Origin of the sequence: Xanthomonas sp. LF07-6 (assembly GCF_034105445.1) — a bacterium.
Taxonomy (GTDB): Bacteria; Pseudomonadota; Gammaproteobacteria; order Xanthomonadales; family Xanthomonadaceae; genus Xanthomonas_A; species Xanthomonas_A sontii.
This window is the reverse complement of record NZ_JAXGGI010000004.1, coordinates 241,297-257,069: the sequence shown is the minus strand read 5'-3', so window position 1 is coordinate 257,069 and position 15,773 is coordinate 241,297. Positions and strand designations below refer to the sequence as shown.

The window sequence follows — 15,773 nt, the reverse complement described above, 5'->3', positions numbered from 1 at the left end:
AGGAGAGAACCCGGCCCGGCGGCGACGCCACCCGCGATTCCCGATTCCCCATTCCCGATTCTCAAAGAAGCTAACCACACGTCGCCATCCGCCGCTGCGCGATGGACGATCCGAAGGAAACCAAGATGGCAACCACGCTCAACCCCTCCGAAATCAGCGAACTGATCAAGAACCGCATCGAGCAGGTCAAGCTGGCCGCGGAGTCGCGCAACGAAGGCACGGTCACCAGCGTGTCCGACGGCATCGTGCGCATCTTCGGCCTGGCCGACGTGATGCAGGGCGAAATGATCGAACTGCCGAACGACACCTACGCCCTGGCGCTGAACCTGGAGCGCGACTCGGTCGGCGCCGTGGTGCTCGGCGACTACGAGAACCTGCGCGAAGGCGACGTGGCCAAGACCACCGGCCGCATCCTGGAAGTGCCGGTCGGCAAGGAATTGCTGGGCCGCGTGGTCAACGCGCTGGGCGAGCCGATCGACGGCAAGGGCCCGCTGGGCACCAGCCAGACCGCGCCGGTGGAGCGCGTGGCGCCGGGCGTGATCTGGCGCAAGTCGGTCGACCAGCCGGTGCAGACCGGCTACAAGTCGGTCGACGCGATGATCCCGATCGGCCGCGGCCAGCGCGAGCTGGTCATCGGCGACCGCCAGACCGGCAAGACCGCGCTGGCCATCGACGCGGTGATCAACCAGAAGAACACCGGCATCAAGTGCGTGTACGTGGCGATCGGGCAGAAGGCCTCGACCGTCGCCAACATCGTGCGCAAGCTGGAAGAGAACGGCGCGCTGGCGCACACCATCGTGGTCGCCGCGACCGCCTCCGAGTCGGCGGCGATGCAGTACATCAGCGCCTACGCCGGCTGCACCATGGGCGAGTACTTCATGGACCGCGGCGAAGACGCGCTGATCGTGTACGACGATCTGTCCAAGCAGGCCGTGGCCTACCGCCAGATCTCGCTGCTGCTGAAGCGCCCGCCGGGCCGCGAAGCCTACCCGGGCGACGTGTTCTACCTGCACAGCCGCCTGCTGGAGCGCGCCGCGCGCGTGTCCGAGGAGTACGTGGAGCAGTTCACCAAGGGCGAGGTCAAGGGCAAGACCGGTTCGCTGACCGCGCTGCCGATCATCGAGACCCAGGCCGGCGACGTGTCCGCGTTCGTGCCGACCAACGTGATCTCGATCACCGACGGCCAGATCTTCCTGGAAACCGACCTGTTCAACGCCGGCATCCGCCCGGCGGTGAACGCCGGTATCTCGGTGTCGCGCGTCGGCGGCGCCGCGCAGACCAAGATCATCAAGAAGCTCTCCGGCGGCATCCGCATCTCGCTGGCGCAGTACCGCGAGCTGGCGGCGTTCGCGCAGTTCGCCTCGGACCTGGACGAAGCCACCCGCAAGCAGCTCGAGCGCGGCCAGCGCGTCACCGAGCTGATGAAGCAGAAGCAGTACATGCCGATGTCCATCGCCAACCAGGCGCTGTCGATCTACGCGGTCAACGAGGGCTACCTCGACGACGTGCCGGTCAACAAGCTGCTGGCGTTCGAAGAGGGCCTGCACGCCCACTTCGCCAACACCCAGGGCGAGCTGATCGCCAAGGTCAACGACACCGGCGACTGGAACGGCGACATCGAGGCCGCGTTCAAGAAGGGCATCGGCGAGTTCAAGACCACGGGCAGCTGGTAAATCAGTTGCCGGGAATCGGGAATAGAGAATAGGGAATCGTAGGAGCGGGATCCGGGCTTGCCCATTCCCGATTCTCCATTCCCCATTCCCACGAAGCGAGCAAAGCGAGCGAGAGCATGGCAGGCGGACGCGAAATCAAATCCAAGATCAAGAGCGTGCAGAACACCCGCAAGGTGACGCGCGCGCTCGAGATGGTCTCGGCCTCCAAGATCCGCAAGGCGCAGGATCGGATGAAGACCTCGCGTCCGTACGCGCAGGCGATGAAGCAGGTGATCGGGCATCTGGCGCAGGCCAGCACCGATTACACGCATCCGTTCCTGGTGCAGCGCGAGTCGGTCAAGCGCGTCGGCTACATCGTGATCTCCTCCGATCGCGGCCTGGCCGGCGGCCTGAACAACAACCTGTTCCGCAAGATGCTGGGCGAAGTGCGCCAGTGGCAGGACCAGGGCGCGGGTGTGGACGTGGTCACCATCGGCCAGAAGGCCTCGGTGTTCTTCCGCCGGCTCAAGGTGGACATGGTCGGCAGCGTCAGCCACCTCGGCGACCTGCCGCGCGTGGAGCAGCTGATCGGCGTGATCAAGGTGATGCTGGATGCGTTCACCGAAGGCAAGCTGGACCGCGTGTATCTGGTCTACAACCGCTTCGTCAACACGATGACGCAGAAGGCCAGCTTCGACCAGCTGCTGCCGCTGCCGGCGGCCGAGAGCCAGGTCGCGCACCACGACTGGGACTACCTGTACGAACCCGATGCCGCGACCGTGCTCGAACACGTGATGACGCGCTACATCGAGTCGCTGGTGTACCAAGCGGTGCTGGAGAACGTGGCGTCCGAGCATGCGGCGCGCATGGTCGCGATGAAGGCGGCCAGCGACAACGCCAGCAAGCTGATCAGCACCTTGCAGTTGGTCTACAACAAGGCGCGTCAGGCCGCGATCACCCAGGAAATTTCCGAAATCGTCGGCGGCGCAGCCGCTGTGTAGCCGGGAATGGGGAGTGGAGAAACGGGACTGGTCGAAGCAGCAGCGCTTGATCTTCCCACTCCCGATTCCCCTTTCCCCATTCCCGACACCAGATTCGCATAGACATTAGTGGAGCTATCCAAATGAGTCAGGGCAAGATCGTTCAGATCATCGGCGCGGTCGTCGACGTCGAATTCGCGCGGGCCGATGTGCCGAAGATTTACGACGCACTGAAGGTCGAAGGCACCGCCATCACGCTGGAAGTGCAGCAGCAGCTGGGCGACGGCATCGTGCGCACCATCGCCCTCGGTTCCACCGACGGCCTCAAGCGCAACCTGATCGCCACCAACACCGGCCGCGCGATCTCGGTGCCGGTCGGTGCCGGCACGCTGGGCCGCATCATGGACGTGCTGGGCCGTCCGATCGACGAAGCCGGCGACGTGCAGGCCAGCGATCACTGGGAAATCCACCGCGCGGCGCCGACCTACGAAGACCAGTCCTCGGCCACCGAGCTGCTGGAAACCGGCATCAAGGTCATCGACCTGATGTGCCCGTTCGCCAAGGGCGGCAAGGTCGGCCTGTTCGGCGGCGCCGGCGTCGGCAAGACCGTCAACATGATGGAACTGATCAACAACATCGCCAAGGCGCACTCGGGTCTGTCCGTGTTCGCCGGCGTGGGCGAGCGTACCCGCGAGGGCAACGACTTCTACCACGAGATGAAGGACTCCAACGTCCTGGACAAGGTGGCGATGGTGTACGGCCAGATGAACGAGCCGCCGGGCAACCGCCTGCGCGTCGCGCTGACCGGCCTGACCATGGCCGAGTACTTCCGCGACGAGAAGGACGCCTCGGGCAAGGGCAAGGACGTGCTGCTGTTCGTCGACAACATCTACCGCTACACCCTGGCCGGTACCGAAGTGTCGGCGCTGCTGGGCCGCATGCCGTCGGCGGTGGGCTACCAGCCGACCCTGGCCGAGGAAATGGGCGTGCTGCAGGAGCGCATCACCTCGACCAAGTCCGGCTCGATCACCTCGATCCAGGCCGTGTACGTGCCCGCGGACGACCTGACCGACCCGTCGCCGGCGACCACCTTCGCCCACCTCGACGCCACCGTCGTGCTGTCGCGTAACATCGCTTCGCTGGGTATCTACCCGGCGGTGGATCCGCTCGATTCGACCAGCCGCCAGCTGGACCCGAACGTGATCGGCCACGAGCACTACGACACCGCCCGCCGCGTGCAGTCCACCTTGCAGAAGTACAAGGAACTGAAGGACATCATCGCGATCCTGGGCATGGACGAACTGTCCGAAGAGGACAAGCAGGCCGTGTCGCGCGCGCGCAAGATCGAGCGCTTCTTCAGCCAGCCGTTCCACGTGGCCGAAGTGTTCACCGGCTCGCCGGGCAAGTACGTGTCGCTGAAGGACACCATCCGCGGCTTCAAGGCCATCGTCGACGGCGAGTACGACCACCTGCCGGAGCAGGCCTTCTACATGGTCGGCGGCATCGAGGAAGCGGTCGAGAAGGCCAAGAAGATGGCCGAGAAGGCCTGATCTGGACGCCGGCCGCAGGCGGCCGGCATCCGGGAATGGGGAATCGGGAATAGAGAATCGTCAAGGCGGGACAACTGGAATCTGATGCATCGCGTACTGGTTGAGAGAAGGCAGACTGCTTCTCCCCATTCCCGATTCCCGATTCCCGATTCCCGCCTCACCCAGTGAGGCACCATGAGCACCATCCGTTGCGACATCGTCAGCGCCGAGCATGAGATCTACCACGGCGACGCCACCCTGGTGGTCGCGACCGGCGAGCTGGGCGAGCTGGGCATCGCGCCCAAGCACGCGCCGTTGATCACCCGGCTCAAGCCCGGCAAGGTGGTGGTGACCACCGCGAGCGGCGAGCAGCTGGATTTCGCCATTTCCGGCGGCATCCTCGAGGTGCAGCCGCAGGTGGTGACGATCCTGGCCGACACCGCGATCCGCGCGCAGGACATCGACGAGGCGTCGGTGCGCAAGGCCAAGGAAGAAGCCGAGCGCCTGCTCGCCAACCGCGGCGAAGGCATGGACGTGGCCGAGGCGCAGGCCAAGCTGGCCGAGGTCACCGCGCAGCTGCAGGCGCTGGAGCGCCTGCGCAAGAACCTCAAGCACTGAGTTCACCGCCCCGCGGCCTGATGGCCGCATGCGCGACGACGACGCCGGCGTTTGCCGGCGTTGTCGTGTCTGGGAGATGGGGGTCTCCTTCGCACGCCGCCTCCGCGTGCATGTGGGGGATCACCTCGCGGATCCGGCTTGCCGCACTCTGTGACGCGCAGGCGCATTGGATCGCCGCGAAGATCGCATTCCTGCGGCGCAGCCCGAGATCGAGCTGGACTGCGACGCAGCGCACGGCGCTGGCTTGCTGGTCGCTGACTCGGCCGCGCTGGCATGCGACAAGACGCGGGTGCGGTCATCGTGCGGTCGGTGGACTGCGGCAAGATGGCCGCCCGATCTGCGGTTCATCCCCCACCCGCAGACGGTTACCGGAGAACCGAGATGAGCCTGTCCGCTGCCGTTCCTCGTCCCTGCATGCACGCGCTGACCGCCGTGCTGGCCGGCGCCCTGTTGATGGGATGCGCATTGCCCGCACGCAGTGCCACCCCACTGGAGCCGCTGCTGGATCGCATCGCCGAGCGCAACGCGATCGGCGACCAGGTGGCGCTGAGCAAGTGGGACAGCGGCAAGCCGGTGCTGGATGCCACGCGCGAGGCCGCGGTGCTGGCGAGCGTGCGCGATCAGGCGCAGGCCCACGGCGTGGATCCGGACGATGCGGCGCGTTTCTTCGGCATGCAGATCGAATCCAACAAACTGGTGCAGTACGAATTGCTGTCGCGCTGGCACCTGCGCGGCCGCGCGCCCAACAGCCCGCGCCCGGACCTGACCGGACTGCGCACGCGCCTGGACCAGCTGCAGGGCGAGATGCTGGACGCGTTGCAGGCCAGCGCGGCGGTGCGCCAGGCCCCGGACTGCCCGGCCACGACCGCGCGCGCGGCCGAGGCCTATGCGCTGCGCTGGCAGCTCGACCAACTGCACCGCACCGCGCTGGTGCGCAGCCTGGGCGATTTCTGCCACTGAGTCGAGCGGTGTGCTGGCTCGCCCGAAGCGGCACTGGAGCCGTTCTGGCGCTCTGCAGGCCCGATCATGCTGGCCGTCTCGGCTGCGCTCGTCGCAACTCATCCCACAAAAGAGGACAAGAGTCGCTCCCACAAGAACGTGCGGCGAACGCGCCGGATGCACTGTGGGAGGGACTTCAGTCCCGACGCATTGCGCCATCAAGAGCAAGCCACTTCGCGCGCCGCCGCCGCATGACAGCCGACCCCCCAGCATCCGCCGGACCCGTGTGGGAGCCGCTTCAGCCGCCGTCGCGATGGACGCCGATCGCGTAGATCGGTCATGCCCGATTGCCGCCACGCGTGCCAGCGCTAGCGATACACCAACTGCCGGCCCAGGAAGAACGACACTACCGCCAGCATGCCTTCGACCAGCGGCTTGGCCAGCCAGGCCAGGCGCAGGCCCAGGGCGTGGGCGCACAGCGCCACCAGCCAGGTGCTGAGTGCGGTGAGCACCAGCCACATGGCCATGAAGCGGCCGAAGCGGCGCCAGCCCAGGCGTGCGGCGTCGTCGCTGGCGAAGGTGATGCGGCCGTTGAGCCAGAACCCGAGCAGGGCGCCGCAGACGCGGCCCAGCACGTTGCCCGGCACGGTGGGCATGCCGGCCGCGGTGGCGGCGACGAACACGCTCCAGTCGACCAGCAATTGCAGCAGGCCGATCAGCAGGAACTGGCTGCCCTGGCGCAGGAGACCCATGAACATCCGCAGGAGAAGACGATCGCGCATGCTAGCGCCTGCGGCGCCGATGTGCAGCCCGCCGCGTGTGGCGCGGTCGTGACGGCAGGCGTGGCCGGCAGCCTCTAGAATTCGTCGTCCACCCGCAACGGAACCGCCCCATGAGTCTGCCCCTGCACGTCGTGATCCTCGCCGCCGGCGCGGGCAAGCGGATGAAGTCGGCCAAGCCCAAGGTGCTGCAGCCGATCGCCGGCCGGCCGATGCTGGCGCATGTGATCGAGACCGCGCGCCAACTGCAGCCGGACGCGATTCACATCGTCCATGGCCACGGCGGCGAGGCGGTGCTGGCGGCGTTCGCCGACCAGCCGGACCTGCTGTGGGCCGAGCAGGCGCAACAGCTGGGCACCGGCCACGCGGTGCAGCAGGCGATGGCGGCCGTGCCCGACGCGGCCACGGTGCTGGTGCTGTACGGCGACGTGCCGCTGATCCGCGCCGAGACTCTGACCCGCCTGCTGCATGCGCCCGGTCGCGTCGCGGTGCTGGTGGCCGAGCCGGAGGATCCCACGGGCTACGGCCGCATCGTGCGCGATGCCGCCGGCAAGGTCGCGGCGATCGTCGAGCAGAAGGATGCCGACGACGAGCAGCGGCGCATCCGCACCATCAACACCGGCATCGTCACCGCCGAGTCCACCGCGCTGAAGCGCTGGCTGGCGCAGTTGCGCAACGACAACGCGCAGGGCGAGTACTACCTGACCGACGTGTTCGCCGCCGCTGCCGCCGAGTTCACCCCGGCCGAGATGGTGCTGGTGGCCGACCCGATCGAGGCCGAGGGCGCCAACGATCCGTGGCAGTTGGCGCAACTGGAACGCGCCTGGCAACTGCGCGCGGCGCGTGCGCTGTGCGAGCAGGGCGTGCAACTGATCGACCCGAACCGCCTGGACCAGCGCGGCCGCGTGCGCGCCGGCCACGATGTGCGCATCGACGCCAACGTGATCCTGGAAGGCGAGGTGGAACTGGGCGACGGCGTCAGCATCGGCCCGTTCGTGCGCTTGAAGGACGTGGTGCTGGGGCCGGGTACCGAGGTGCGTGCGCATTGCGACCTGGAAGGCGTGGTCGCCGAGGGTGCGGTGCAGATCGGCCCGTTCGCGCGGCTGCGCCCGGGCACGGTGCTGGCCGACGGCGTGCACATCGGCAACTTCGTCGAGACCAAGAAGGCGGTGCTCGGCGTCGGCAGCAAAGCCAATCACCTGACCTACCTCGGCGACGCGACCATCGGCAGCGGCGTCAACGTCGGTGCCGGGGTGATCACCTGCAACTACGACGGCGTCAACAAGTCGCAGACGGTGATCGGCGATGGCGTGTTCGTCGGCTCCAACAGCGCGCTGGTGGCGCCGCTGGAGATCGGCGACGGCGCCACCATCGGCGCCGGCTCGGTGATCACCCGCAGCGCGCCGGCCGGCAAGCTGAGCGTGGCACGGGTGCGGCAGGAAACCGTCGAAGGCTGGAAACGCCCAGACAAGCGCGACTGAGGCATGGCCGGCCGCATTCGTCTGGCGCGCGCGCAGGAGTTGGCGCGGTTGCAGGAGATCGAGCAGCGTGCCGGCGCCCTGCTGCAAGGGCATCCGGCGCAGGCCGTGTTCGCGGCGCACGCGTTGGAGACGCACGCCCTACGTGCCGGATTGGCACGCGAGCAGTTATGGGTGACGCTGGACGAGGACGAACGTTGCGTCGGCTATCTGCTCGGCGGGTGCCTGGACGACGGCTTCCACGTGCAACAGATGGACGTGGATCCGTGCTACGGGCGCCGCGGCCACGGTCGTGCGCTGCTGCGGCATGCGCGCGCCGCCGCGGCAGCTGCTGGTTTTCAATGCATGCTGCTGACCACCTTGCGCGACGTGCCGTGGAATGCCCCGTTCTACGCCAGCGAGGGCTTCGTCGCGCTGCCGCCTGCGCAGTGGGGACCACAGTTGCGCGCGACCTGGCGACAGGAAGCCGCACTCGGTTTCCCGATGCACCTGCGGGTGGCGATGCGTTGTCCGCTGCCGTCGCGCTGAGCCTCGCGGCCGGGTCGTCGATGCTGCCGGGGTAGCGCTGATACTGTATACAGATGGAAGCGCGGCAATGATGCCGCGACGGTCCAATCCAGGGGAGATCATGAAGCGACTTGTCGTGGCGTCAGTGCTGACGCTGCTGAGTTTTCAGGCGCCGGCGTTTGAGCGCGTGCATGCAAAGGTCAGCAAGTTATATTCGGAATCCAATCGATTCACCCTCGTCGTCGCCGATAGCGACATTCCGCAGCAATGCGGCGGTGTGTTCTATGAGGTCTACCGCGACGAAGCGACGCCCCACTTCAAGGAACTGTATTCGCTCGCCCTGGCTGCGTTCACCAGCAAGGCCAATGTCGAGATCGTGGTCAAGGGCTGCGCCGACGTCGATCGCGCCGTGATCGACCACATGGCGATCTACTGAGCCACTGCGCCCGACGTGTCCTGTGTGCGCGCCGCTGAACCGCAGCGCTTTTGCTTGAGCGGAACGTAGCGCGACGGTCACGGCTTGGCTAGGTGCGCTCATGCTCTTCGGGTCCCGGGTCCCGGGTCCCGGGTCCCGGCGCTCAATCCCCAATCCCCAATCCCGAAAAAAATCAGCCCCGCTCCCCCTGCGGCAACTGCACCGTCACGCACAGCCCGCCTTCGTCGCGGTTGTGCAGCGACAGGCGGCCGCCGTGGGCTTCGACGATCTCGCGGGTCAGGGCCAGGCCCAGGCCGGTGCCGTTGCGCTTGGTCGAGTAGAACGGCATCAACGCGTTGTGCAGCACCGCCTCGTTCATGCCGCTGCCGCGGTCCAGCACTTCCAGGCGCAGCCAGTCCGGGCGGGTGGACACGCGCACGCGCACGCCATCGGCCGGCGTCTGCCCCTCGGGCAGGGATTCGTGGGCGTTCTTGACCAGGTTGAGCAGGGCCTGCTGCAGTTGCGCCGAATCGACCCGGCTGTGCAGGTCCGGCGACTCCAGGTCCAGCGCGAACGGAATCTGCTGCTGCAGCCCGGCCAGGAATTGCGCCCAGTGCACCGTCTGCAGTTGCGGCTGCGGCAGCTTGGCGAAGCGCGCGTAGCCGCGGATGAAGCCTTCCAGGTGCCGCGCGCGTTCCTCGATGGTGCCGAACACCTCTTCCAGCCGCTCCACCTTCTGCCGCCGCACCAGCTCGGCGCCGGAGTGCGCCAGCGAGGCGATCGGCGCCAGCGAGTTGTTGAGCTCGTGGCTGATCACCCGGATCACCTTCTTCCAGGTGTGCACTTCCTGGCGGCGCAGTTCGGCGGTGAGCAGGCGGATCAACAGCAGTTCGTGCGGGCGGCCGTTGAGATGGAAGCGGCGCTGCGACAGGTGGTAGATCTGCTCCTCCTCCGGATCCTCGTCGCTGCCTTCGATGGCGAACAGGCTGTCGCCACCGCGCGAGATCGCCTCGCGCAGCGGCGCCGGCACGCCGAGCAGCAGGTCGTCCAGGCGCTGTCCTTCCAGCTTCCAGCCGCTGTGCAGCAGCTTGCGCGCGGCCAGATTGGAGAACACCACGCGGCGCAGGCCGTCGCCGCCCTTGGAGGTGAGCAGCATCGCCACCGGGGTGTTCTGCACCATGGTGTCGAGCATCAGCTCGCGCTGCGCCAGGCCCTGGCGCTGTTCGCGCAGGATCTCGCCCAGTTGCGCGTGCGCGGCGACCATCTCGCCGAGCTCGTCGTCGCCGCGCCAGTGCACGCCGAAGTTGTATTCGCCGTCGCGGTAGCTGCTGACGGTGCCGGCCAGGGCGCGGAACAGCGAGCGCATCGGCGCGGTGGCGCGGCGCAGCGTCCACCACATCAACAGCAGCAGGGCCAGCGCCGAGGCCGTGACCACTTCCCAGCCGCGGTCCATCCAGTAGGCCAGCAGCCACGGCAGGGCGGCGGCCAGCGCCAGCACCGGCAACAGGCGCAGGAACAGCATGACGGTGAAGGAGCGGCGCAGTTTCATTCGCGCGGGATGCCGTAGCGGTCCATGCGCCGGTACAGCGCCTGCCGGCTCATGCCCAGTTCCGCGGCGGCCTGGGCGATGACGCCGTGCGCACGGCTCAGCTCGGCCACGATGCGCTCGCGGTCGGGTTCGGCAGCGGCGGCCGTGCGCGGCGCGGCGGGCTTGGGCAGGTTGAGGTCGGCGGACTCGATCTGCGCACCGCCGGCCAGCAGTTCGGCGCGCTGCACCACGTTGCGCAGTTCGCGCACGTTGCCGGGCCAGGCGTGGCGCTGCAGCGCCTGGCAGGCGCCGGCCGACAGCGGCTTGTCGCCGGAGAGGAAGTGTTCGGCCAGCGGCACGATGTCGCCAGGGCGCTCGGCCAGCGCCGGCAGCGACAGTTCCACCGCGTTGAGCCGGTAGTACAGGTCCTCGCGGAAGCTGCCGTCGCGGATCATCGCGGTCAGGTCGGCATTGGTGGCGCTGATCACCCGCACCTTGACCTGCCGCTCGCGGTTGGAGCCGAGCCGTTCGAATCGGCCGGTCTCCAGCACCCGCAGCAGCTTCATCTGCCCGGCCAGCGACAGGTTGCCAATCTCGTCCAGGAACAGGGTGCCGCCGTCGGCGGCCTCGAACTTGCCCTCGCGCACCTTGTTGGCGCCGGTGTAGGCGCCGGCCTCGGCGCCGAACAGTTCGGCCTCGATCAGTTCGGCCGGGATCGCGCCGCAGTTCAGCGCCACGAACGGGCCGCGCCGCACCGAGGAGTTGGCCTGGATGATCTGCGCGATCTTCTCCTTGCCGCTGCCGTTGGGGCCGGTGATCAGCACCGGCAGTTCCGAGCGCGCCACTTGGCAGGCCAGGGCGATCGCGCGCTCGCTGGCGGGATCGGCGAACACTGCGCCGCACAGGTCGTAGCGCTGCGCCAATTGCTGGCGATGGCGGCGCTCGCCGTCGCGGCGGCGTTCCAGTTCGCGTCGTGTCTCCGACAGCTCCAGCAGGTTGTTGACGGTGGTCAGCAGCTTGCGGTCGTCCCAGGGCTTGGCCAGGTAGTCGGCGGCGCCGGCCTTGACCAGCTCCACCGCACTGCTGAGCTGGGTCCAGGCGGTCAGCAGGATCACCGGCAGGTCCGGATGGCGCGTGCGGATCGCCTCGAACAGGGCCACGCCTTCCTCGCCGGAGGTGGTGTCGGCGGTGAAGTTCATGTCCTGCAGGACCAGGTCGATGTCGCCCTCGCCCAGGCGCTGCAGGCCCGCCTGCGGGCTGTCGGCATGGACGGTGTCGATGTCGTGCAGGGAGAACAGCACTTCCAGCGCGGTGGCGACCGCGGGGTTGTCGTCGATGATCAGCAGGCAGGGCATCGTGCACCTTGGGCGCGGCGGGACACGCCGGCGGAGAAAAACGGACCAGGCGGCATCATCGCAGCCCGCGCGCGGCTTGTCGTGCCTGTCCGCATCGGCATCTCAGACACTGCGCGTGGCCACCGCCGGTGGCACCGCGGCGGCGCGGCGTGCGGGCGGCAGTACGGCGAGCTGGCCGAGCAGCCACAGCACCAGCGCACCGACCGGCAGGTACCACAGCGGCAGCCGCGGCAGCTCGTAGGCGCTCATCAGGTACAGGTTGGCGGCGTAGGCCAGCAACATGCCGAGCACGATGCCGGTGCTGGCGAGCAGGAAGTTCTCCAACTGGAAATGCCGCAGGATCTGCCCGCAGGTGGCGCCGAGCGCACGGCGGATGCCGATCTGCTTGGTGCGCTGCTGCACCCAGAAACTGGTCAGGCCGACGATGCCCAGCGCGGTGACCAGCAGCAGCGCCGCGCTCACGCCGACCAGCAGCCAGGCCATCGCCTGGTCGCTGCGGTAGTAGTCCGCGCGCGCCTGCTCCAGGGTCTTGGCGCTCCTGATCATGCGCCGTGGACCCTGGTGCTGCAGCACCGCCTTGGCCTGCCGCAGCACCGCTTCGCGTTGCGCCGGGTCGCGCACGCGCAGCAGGTAGGTACTCCTGGAGGAGGCCACGTTCACCGGGAACAGCATGGCGAAGTCGTACTGGGACTCGGCGCCCATGTCGCGCGGCTGCACCAGGCGCTCGACCACGCCGACCACGCGATGTTCGCCGAACACATAGAGGCTGCGGCCGACCGCGTCCCGGCCGGGGAACAGGCGCTCCGCCAGCGCCTGGCTGAGAATCACCGCTGGCGGCGCGCGCTTGTCGACGGTGCTGGTCAACTGCGCTTCGTCCACGAACTCGTCGGCGCGGAAACCGCGTCCGGCGATCAGGCGCAGCCCCAAGGTGTCGAGCAGATGCGCATCGCCGAAGTAGTGCACGGCATGCAGGGTGCTGCGCTCCTGGTCCGGCTGCAGCGACACGCCGCTGTAGCCAATCGAATCGCCGAACAGCGCCATGTTGATGCTGCTGGCATCGCGTACGCCGGGAATGCGCCGCAGCGCATCCAGATCGGACTGGGTCAATGCGGCGCTGTTGCCGTCCTTGACCACGCTGCGGGTGCGCAGCTGCACCAGCTCCTGCTCGGCGACGCCGCTGGGCCGGTGCATGCGCTCGAGCCGCTGATCGATCAGGAACAGCGCATTGCAGACCACGGCGCAGCTGAAGGCGATTTCCAGCACGATCAGGCTGGCCGCGACGCGGTGCTTGCGCAGGCTGGAGAGAATGGGATGAAGGGACACGGTGGGAGTCCTGGCTGAGAGGGGCGCACGCGGCGCGTCATTGCGACTTGAGTTGAAGGGCGGTGGGCACGCGCATCGCCTGCCAGGCCGGCAGCAGGCCGGCCAGCAGGCTGCTGCCCAAGCTCAGGCCCAGCGCGAGCAGCAGCATGCGGCCATCCAGGTGCGCCAGCGACGCGTAGTCGGCCGGCTGCTGCCGCACCAGCCAGGTGCCGATCCAGGCCAGCAGCAGGCCGGCGCTGCCGCCGGCCACGCCGATCGCCGCCACCTCGACCAGGTGCTGGGCGAAGATCGCCCGGCGCGAGGCGCCGAGCGCGCGGCGCACGCCGATCTCGCCGCTGTGGCGCAGAAACTTGGCCAGCATCAGCCCGGCGGTGTTGAGCAGGCAGATGCCCAGGAACGCCAGCGCCAGCCCCACCTGCAGACGCACGTCGGAGGGCACCGCGTGGTTGCGGTCCAACCAGGTCATCACGTCGCTGAGGCGGATGTCCGGCGGATGGCTGAAGCGGCCGGCGTCGCGCTGCTGTTGCGCATACGCTTGCAGGGCGTCCAGGTAGGCGACGCGTTTGCCGGGGCTGTCCAGTTCCACCCAGTACTGGATCCAGGCACAGGGGGCGTTTTCGCTGGTCTTGCCATCGGCCGTGTCGCCCCAGCAGGACATCGAGCCGCTGACGTCCAGGTCCAGGTCGCGTGCGGTGGAGAACGGCACGAAAACGTCCTCGCTGTTGCCGTACTCGGTATTGGTCAGGTCGTAGAAGCGCGGATTCATGTTCCAGTCGCCCATCACCCCGACCACCCGCAGCACGCTATCGCCGAGCTGCAGTTCGCGGCCGACGCTGTCCACGTCGCCGAACAGTTGCGCGTTGAGGCGTTGCGAGATGACCACCACGCGCGCGCGCCGGGCATCGTCGTCCGCGGTCCAGGCGTGGCCGTAGCGCATCGGCACCGCGAACATGGGGAAGAAATCGGCGCTGGTGTAGCGCGCTTCGGCGCCGAACGGGGTCTGCGCCGCTTGCGCAGGGATCACGGTCACGCCGCCGGCCGACATCATCGCCTGGCGGTCGCCGCGCCGGTCGCGCAGCAACGTCTCGGCATCGTGCCGGCTCAGTTGCTGCGGATCGGTGTCGTTCGGATCGTAGTGGTCGTCCGGCTGAAGATTGAGTTCGACATTGAACAGCTGCGCACTTTTGCCGGGAATGGGATCGGCCGCCAGCACGTGGAACACGGTCAGCGTGGTCATCGACGCGCCGATGCCGACCGCGATCGCCAGCACCATCAGGGCGGTCAGCAGGCGGTTGCGACCGAAGCTGTGCAGCGCCAGTTTGCAGTAGTAGCCGAACATCGTGGTGTCCTGGAGAAGGGGGCGGTGGCGGGCGATGGAAGGACGGGATCAGAGGCTGCGGGTGGCCACGGCCGGCGGCACCGCCGCCGCGCGCCGCGCCGGCGCGAGCACCGCGCACTGGCCGAGCAGCCACAGCGTCGCCGCGCCGAGCGGCAGGTAGGACAGCGGCAGCCGCGGCAGTTCGTACCGGCCCATCAGCCACTGGTTGATCGCGTACGCCAGCAGCATGCCCAGCGCGATGCCGGCGCTGGTCAGCAGGAAATTCTCGGCCTGGAAGTCGCGCAGGATCTGGCTGCGGGTGGCGCCGAGGGCACGGCGGATGCCGATCTGCCGGGTGCGCTGCTGCACCCAGAAACTGGCCAGGCCGACGATGCCCAGCGCGGTGACCACCAGCAACAACACGCACACCGCGCCGAGCAGCCACACCATGATGCGGTCGCCCTGGAAATAGGCGTCGCGGATCTCGCTGTAGGTCTGCTGATCGAGCACCAGCCGGCTGCTGTCCACCTGCATCAGCGCCGCGGTCGCCGCGGCGAGCACGGCCTGGCGTTGCGCCGGGTCGCGCACGCGCAGCACGTACAGCCCGTCGGTGTAGGGCATGCGCAGCGGAATCAGCAATGCGTAGGGCGCCTGCGCCGGGCCGACCAGGTCCGGGTTGGGGCGGGCCAGGGCGTCGACGATGCCGACCACCTGCGCCGGCACGGTGCCGCGGTAGACGGTCCTGCCCAGCGCGTTCTGTCCGGGGAACATCTTCTCCGCCGCCGCCCGGTTGAGGATGACCGCGCCGCCGGCGTTGCGCAGGCGCTCGTCGTTGCGCAGTGCGTCCAGGTCCAGGTATTCGTCGGCGCGGAAATCGCGCCCGGCGATCAGGCGCAGGCCCAGCGTGCGCAGCGTGGCGTCCTCGGCCTTGTACTGCGCGGCATTGAGCGTGGGCCATTCCTGGTCGGGGGTCAGATTCAGGCCGACGTTCCAGGCGGCGTCCCCGAACGGCATCTGGTTGACGACGGTGGCGTTGCGCACGCCGGGCAGCGCGCGCAACGCAGCCAGGTCTTCGCGGGTGCGTGCCGCCGCGTCGACCTGCCGGCCGATGCCGCCGAGGGCGATCGTCACCAGTTCCGCTTCGGCGACGCCGCTGGCGCTGCGCAGGGTCGCGATGCGGTTGCCGATCAGGAACAGCGCGTTGCAGACGATCGCGCAGGCCAGCGCGATCTCCAGCACGATCAGCGTCGCCGCGGTGCGGTGCCGGGACAGCGTCGAGAGCATCGGACCCAGTGCCATGGCGGCGACGTTCAACGGCCGCGCCGCACCGGCGCCGCCGGGCCGATCGGGCA

14 protein-coding genes are annotated in these 15,773 nt (G+C 68.4%); 8 read left to right on the top strand and 6 right to left on the bottom strand.

Annotation, left to right across the window (positions count from 1 at the left end):
* Window positions 1–125 precede the first annotated feature (125 nt).
* The 5 genes from atpA (at window position 126) to SLW56_RS10035 (ending at window position 5,739) form a co-directional block, all read left to right on the top strand.
* Complete coding sequence (atpA, locus tag SLW56_RS10055; protein ID WP_026143773.1) at window positions 126–1,673, top strand: F0F1 ATP synthase subunit alpha; 1,548 nt, start codon at window positions 126–128, stop codon at window positions 1,671–1,673.
* Window positions 1,674–1,789: 116 nt separating this feature from the next.
* Complete coding sequence (atpG, locus tag SLW56_RS10050) at window positions 1,790–2,653, top strand: F0F1 ATP synthase subunit gamma (protein ID WP_048492349.1); 864 nt, start codon at window positions 1,790–1,792, stop codon at window positions 2,651–2,653.
* Between the two features lie 122 nt (window positions 2,654–2,775).
* Window positions 2,776–4,182 (top strand): F0F1 ATP synthase subunit beta, encoded by a 1,407-nt coding sequence (atpD, locus tag SLW56_RS10045; protein ID WP_160969252.1) that lies wholly within the window; start codon window positions 2,776–2,778, stop codon window positions 4,180–4,182.
* A 174-nt stretch (window positions 4,183–4,356) separates the two neighbouring features.
* A complete protein-coding gene (locus SLW56_RS10040) occupies window positions 4,357–4,779 on the top strand; it encodes a F0F1 ATP synthase subunit epsilon (RefSeq protein WP_017910296.1) in 423 nt (140 codons plus the stop codon).
* Between the two features lie 414 nt (window positions 4,780–5,193).
* Window positions 5,194–5,739 (top strand): chorismate mutase, encoded by a 546-nt coding sequence (locus tag SLW56_RS10035; RefSeq protein ID WP_267085214.1) that lies wholly within the window; start codon window positions 5,194–5,196, stop codon window positions 5,737–5,739.
* Window positions 5,740–6,086: 347 nt separating this feature from the next.
* On the opposite strand, the gene SLW56_RS10030 is transcribed toward SLW56_RS10035, so the two are convergent.
* Window positions 6,087–6,470 carry a GtrA family protein gene (locus tag SLW56_RS10030; RefSeq protein ID WP_026144629.1) on the bottom strand — a complete coding sequence of 128 codons (384 nt, stop codon included), beginning with the start codon at window positions 6,468–6,470 and terminating at the stop codon, window positions 6,087–6,089.
* 140 nt (window positions 6,471–6,610) lie between these two features.
* Here SLW56_RS10030 and glmU point away from each other — a divergent pair, with 140 nt between their 5' ends.
* The 3 genes from glmU (at window position 6,611) to SLW56_RS10015 (ending at window position 8,918) form a co-directional block, all read left to right on the top strand.
* Window positions 6,611–7,978, top strand: a complete 1,368-nt coding sequence (gene glmU, locus SLW56_RS10025; RefSeq protein ID WP_267085207.1) for a bifunctional UDP-N-acetylglucosamine diphosphorylase/glucosamine-1-phosphate N-acetyltransferase GlmU — start codon at window positions 6,611–6,613, stop codon at window positions 7,976–7,978.
* A gap of 3 nt (window positions 7,979–7,981) precedes the next feature.
* On the top strand, window positions 7,982–8,503 hold the full coding sequence (locus SLW56_RS10020) for a GNAT family N-acetyltransferase (protein WP_267085206.1): 522 nt from the start codon (window positions 7,982–7,984) through the stop codon (window positions 8,501–8,503).
* Window positions 8,504–8,603: 100 nt separating this feature from the next.
* Complete coding sequence (locus tag SLW56_RS10015) at window positions 8,604–8,918, top strand: hypothetical protein (RefSeq protein ID WP_153752204.1); 315 nt, start codon at window positions 8,604–8,606, stop codon at window positions 8,916–8,918.
* Window positions 8,919–9,090: 172 nt separating this feature from the next.
* Here SLW56_RS10015 and SLW56_RS10010 read toward each other — a convergent pair whose 3' ends face one another.
* From SLW56_RS10010 to SLW56_RS09990, 5 genes are all read right to left on the bottom strand, one after another.
* Window positions 9,091–10,446 carry a HAMP domain-containing sensor histidine kinase gene (locus SLW56_RS10010; protein WP_320694789.1) on the bottom strand — a complete coding sequence of 452 codons (1,356 nt, stop codon included), beginning with the start codon at window positions 10,444–10,446 and terminating at the stop codon, window positions 9,091–9,093.
* Complete coding sequence (locus SLW56_RS10005) at window positions 10,443–11,780, bottom strand: sigma-54 dependent transcriptional regulator (RefSeq protein WP_017910303.1); 1,338 nt, start codon at window positions 11,778–11,780, stop codon at window positions 10,443–10,445. Before SLW56_RS10005 ends, SLW56_RS10010 begins: the two co-directional genes overlap by 4 nt.
* A 102-nt stretch (window positions 11,781–11,882) precedes the next feature.
* The gene (locus SLW56_RS10000) at window positions 11,883–13,103 is read right to left on the bottom strand and encodes an FtsX-like permease family protein (RefSeq protein WP_267121419.1); all 1,221 of its coding nucleotides are present in this window, start codon (window positions 13,101–13,103) and stop codon (window positions 11,883–11,885) included.
* A gap of 37 nt (window positions 13,104–13,140) precedes the next feature.
* On the bottom strand, window positions 13,141–14,442 hold the full coding sequence (locus SLW56_RS09995) for an ABC transporter permease (protein WP_267121418.1): 1,302 nt from the start codon (window positions 14,440–14,442) through the stop codon (window positions 13,141–13,143).
* A 48-nt stretch (window positions 14,443–14,490) separates the two neighbouring features.
* Complete coding sequence (locus SLW56_RS09990) at window positions 14,491–15,720, bottom strand: FtsX-like permease family protein (RefSeq protein WP_152245267.1); 1,230 nt, start codon at window positions 15,718–15,720, stop codon at window positions 14,491–14,493.
* Between the last annotated feature and the right edge of the window lie 53 nt (window positions 15,721–15,773).

What these genes read in the sequence shown, in the direction of transcription:
- atpA (WP_026143773.1), top strand. Translation starts at nt 126, where the DNA reads ATGGCAACCACGCTCAACCCCTCCGAAATCAGCGAACTGATCAAGAAC.
- atpG (WP_048492349.1), top strand. Translation starts at nt 1,790, where the DNA reads ATGGCAGGCGGACGCGAAATCAAATCCAAGATCAAGAGCGTGCAGAAC.
- atpD (WP_160969252.1), top strand. Translation starts at nt 2,776, where the DNA reads ATGAGTCAGGGCAAGATCGTTCAGATCATCGGCGCGGTCGTCGACGTC.
- SLW56_RS10040 (WP_017910296.1), top strand. Translation starts at nt 4,357, where the DNA reads ATGAGCACCATCCGTTGCGACATCGTCAGCGCCGAGCATGAGATCTAC.
- SLW56_RS10035 (WP_267085214.1), top strand. Translation starts at nt 5,194, where the DNA reads ATGCACGCGCTGACCGCCGTGCTGGCCGGCGCCCTGTTGATGGGATGC.
- SLW56_RS10030 (WP_026144629.1), bottom strand. Translation starts at nt 6,470, where the DNA reads ATGGGTCTCCTGCGCCAGGGCAGCCAGTTCCTGCTGATCGGCCTGCTG.
- glmU (WP_267085207.1), top strand. Translation starts at nt 6,611, where the DNA reads ATGAGTCTGCCCCTGCACGTCGTGATCCTCGCCGCCGGCGCGGGCAAG.
- SLW56_RS10020 (WP_267085206.1), top strand. Translation starts at nt 7,982, where the DNA reads ATGGCCGGCCGCATTCGTCTGGCGCGCGCGCAGGAGTTGGCGCGGTTG.
- SLW56_RS10015 (WP_153752204.1), top strand. Translation starts at nt 8,604, where the DNA reads ATGAAGCGACTTGTCGTGGCGTCAGTGCTGACGCTGCTGAGTTTTCAG.
- SLW56_RS10010 (WP_320694789.1), bottom strand. Translation starts at nt 10,446, where the DNA reads ATGAAACTGCGCCGCTCCTTCACCGTCATGCTGTTCCTGCGCCTGTTG.
- SLW56_RS10005 (WP_017910303.1), bottom strand. Translation starts at nt 11,780, where the DNA reads ATGCCCTGCCTGCTGATCATCGACGACAACCCCGCGGTCGCCACCGCG.
- SLW56_RS09995 (WP_267121418.1), bottom strand. Translation starts at nt 14,442, where the DNA reads ATGTTCGGCTACTACTGCAAACTGGCGCTGCACAGCTTCGGTCGCAAC.
- SLW56_RS09990 (WP_152245267.1), bottom strand. Translation starts at nt 15,720, where the DNA reads ATGGCACTGGGTCCGATGCTCTCGACGCTGTCCCGGCACCGCACCGCG.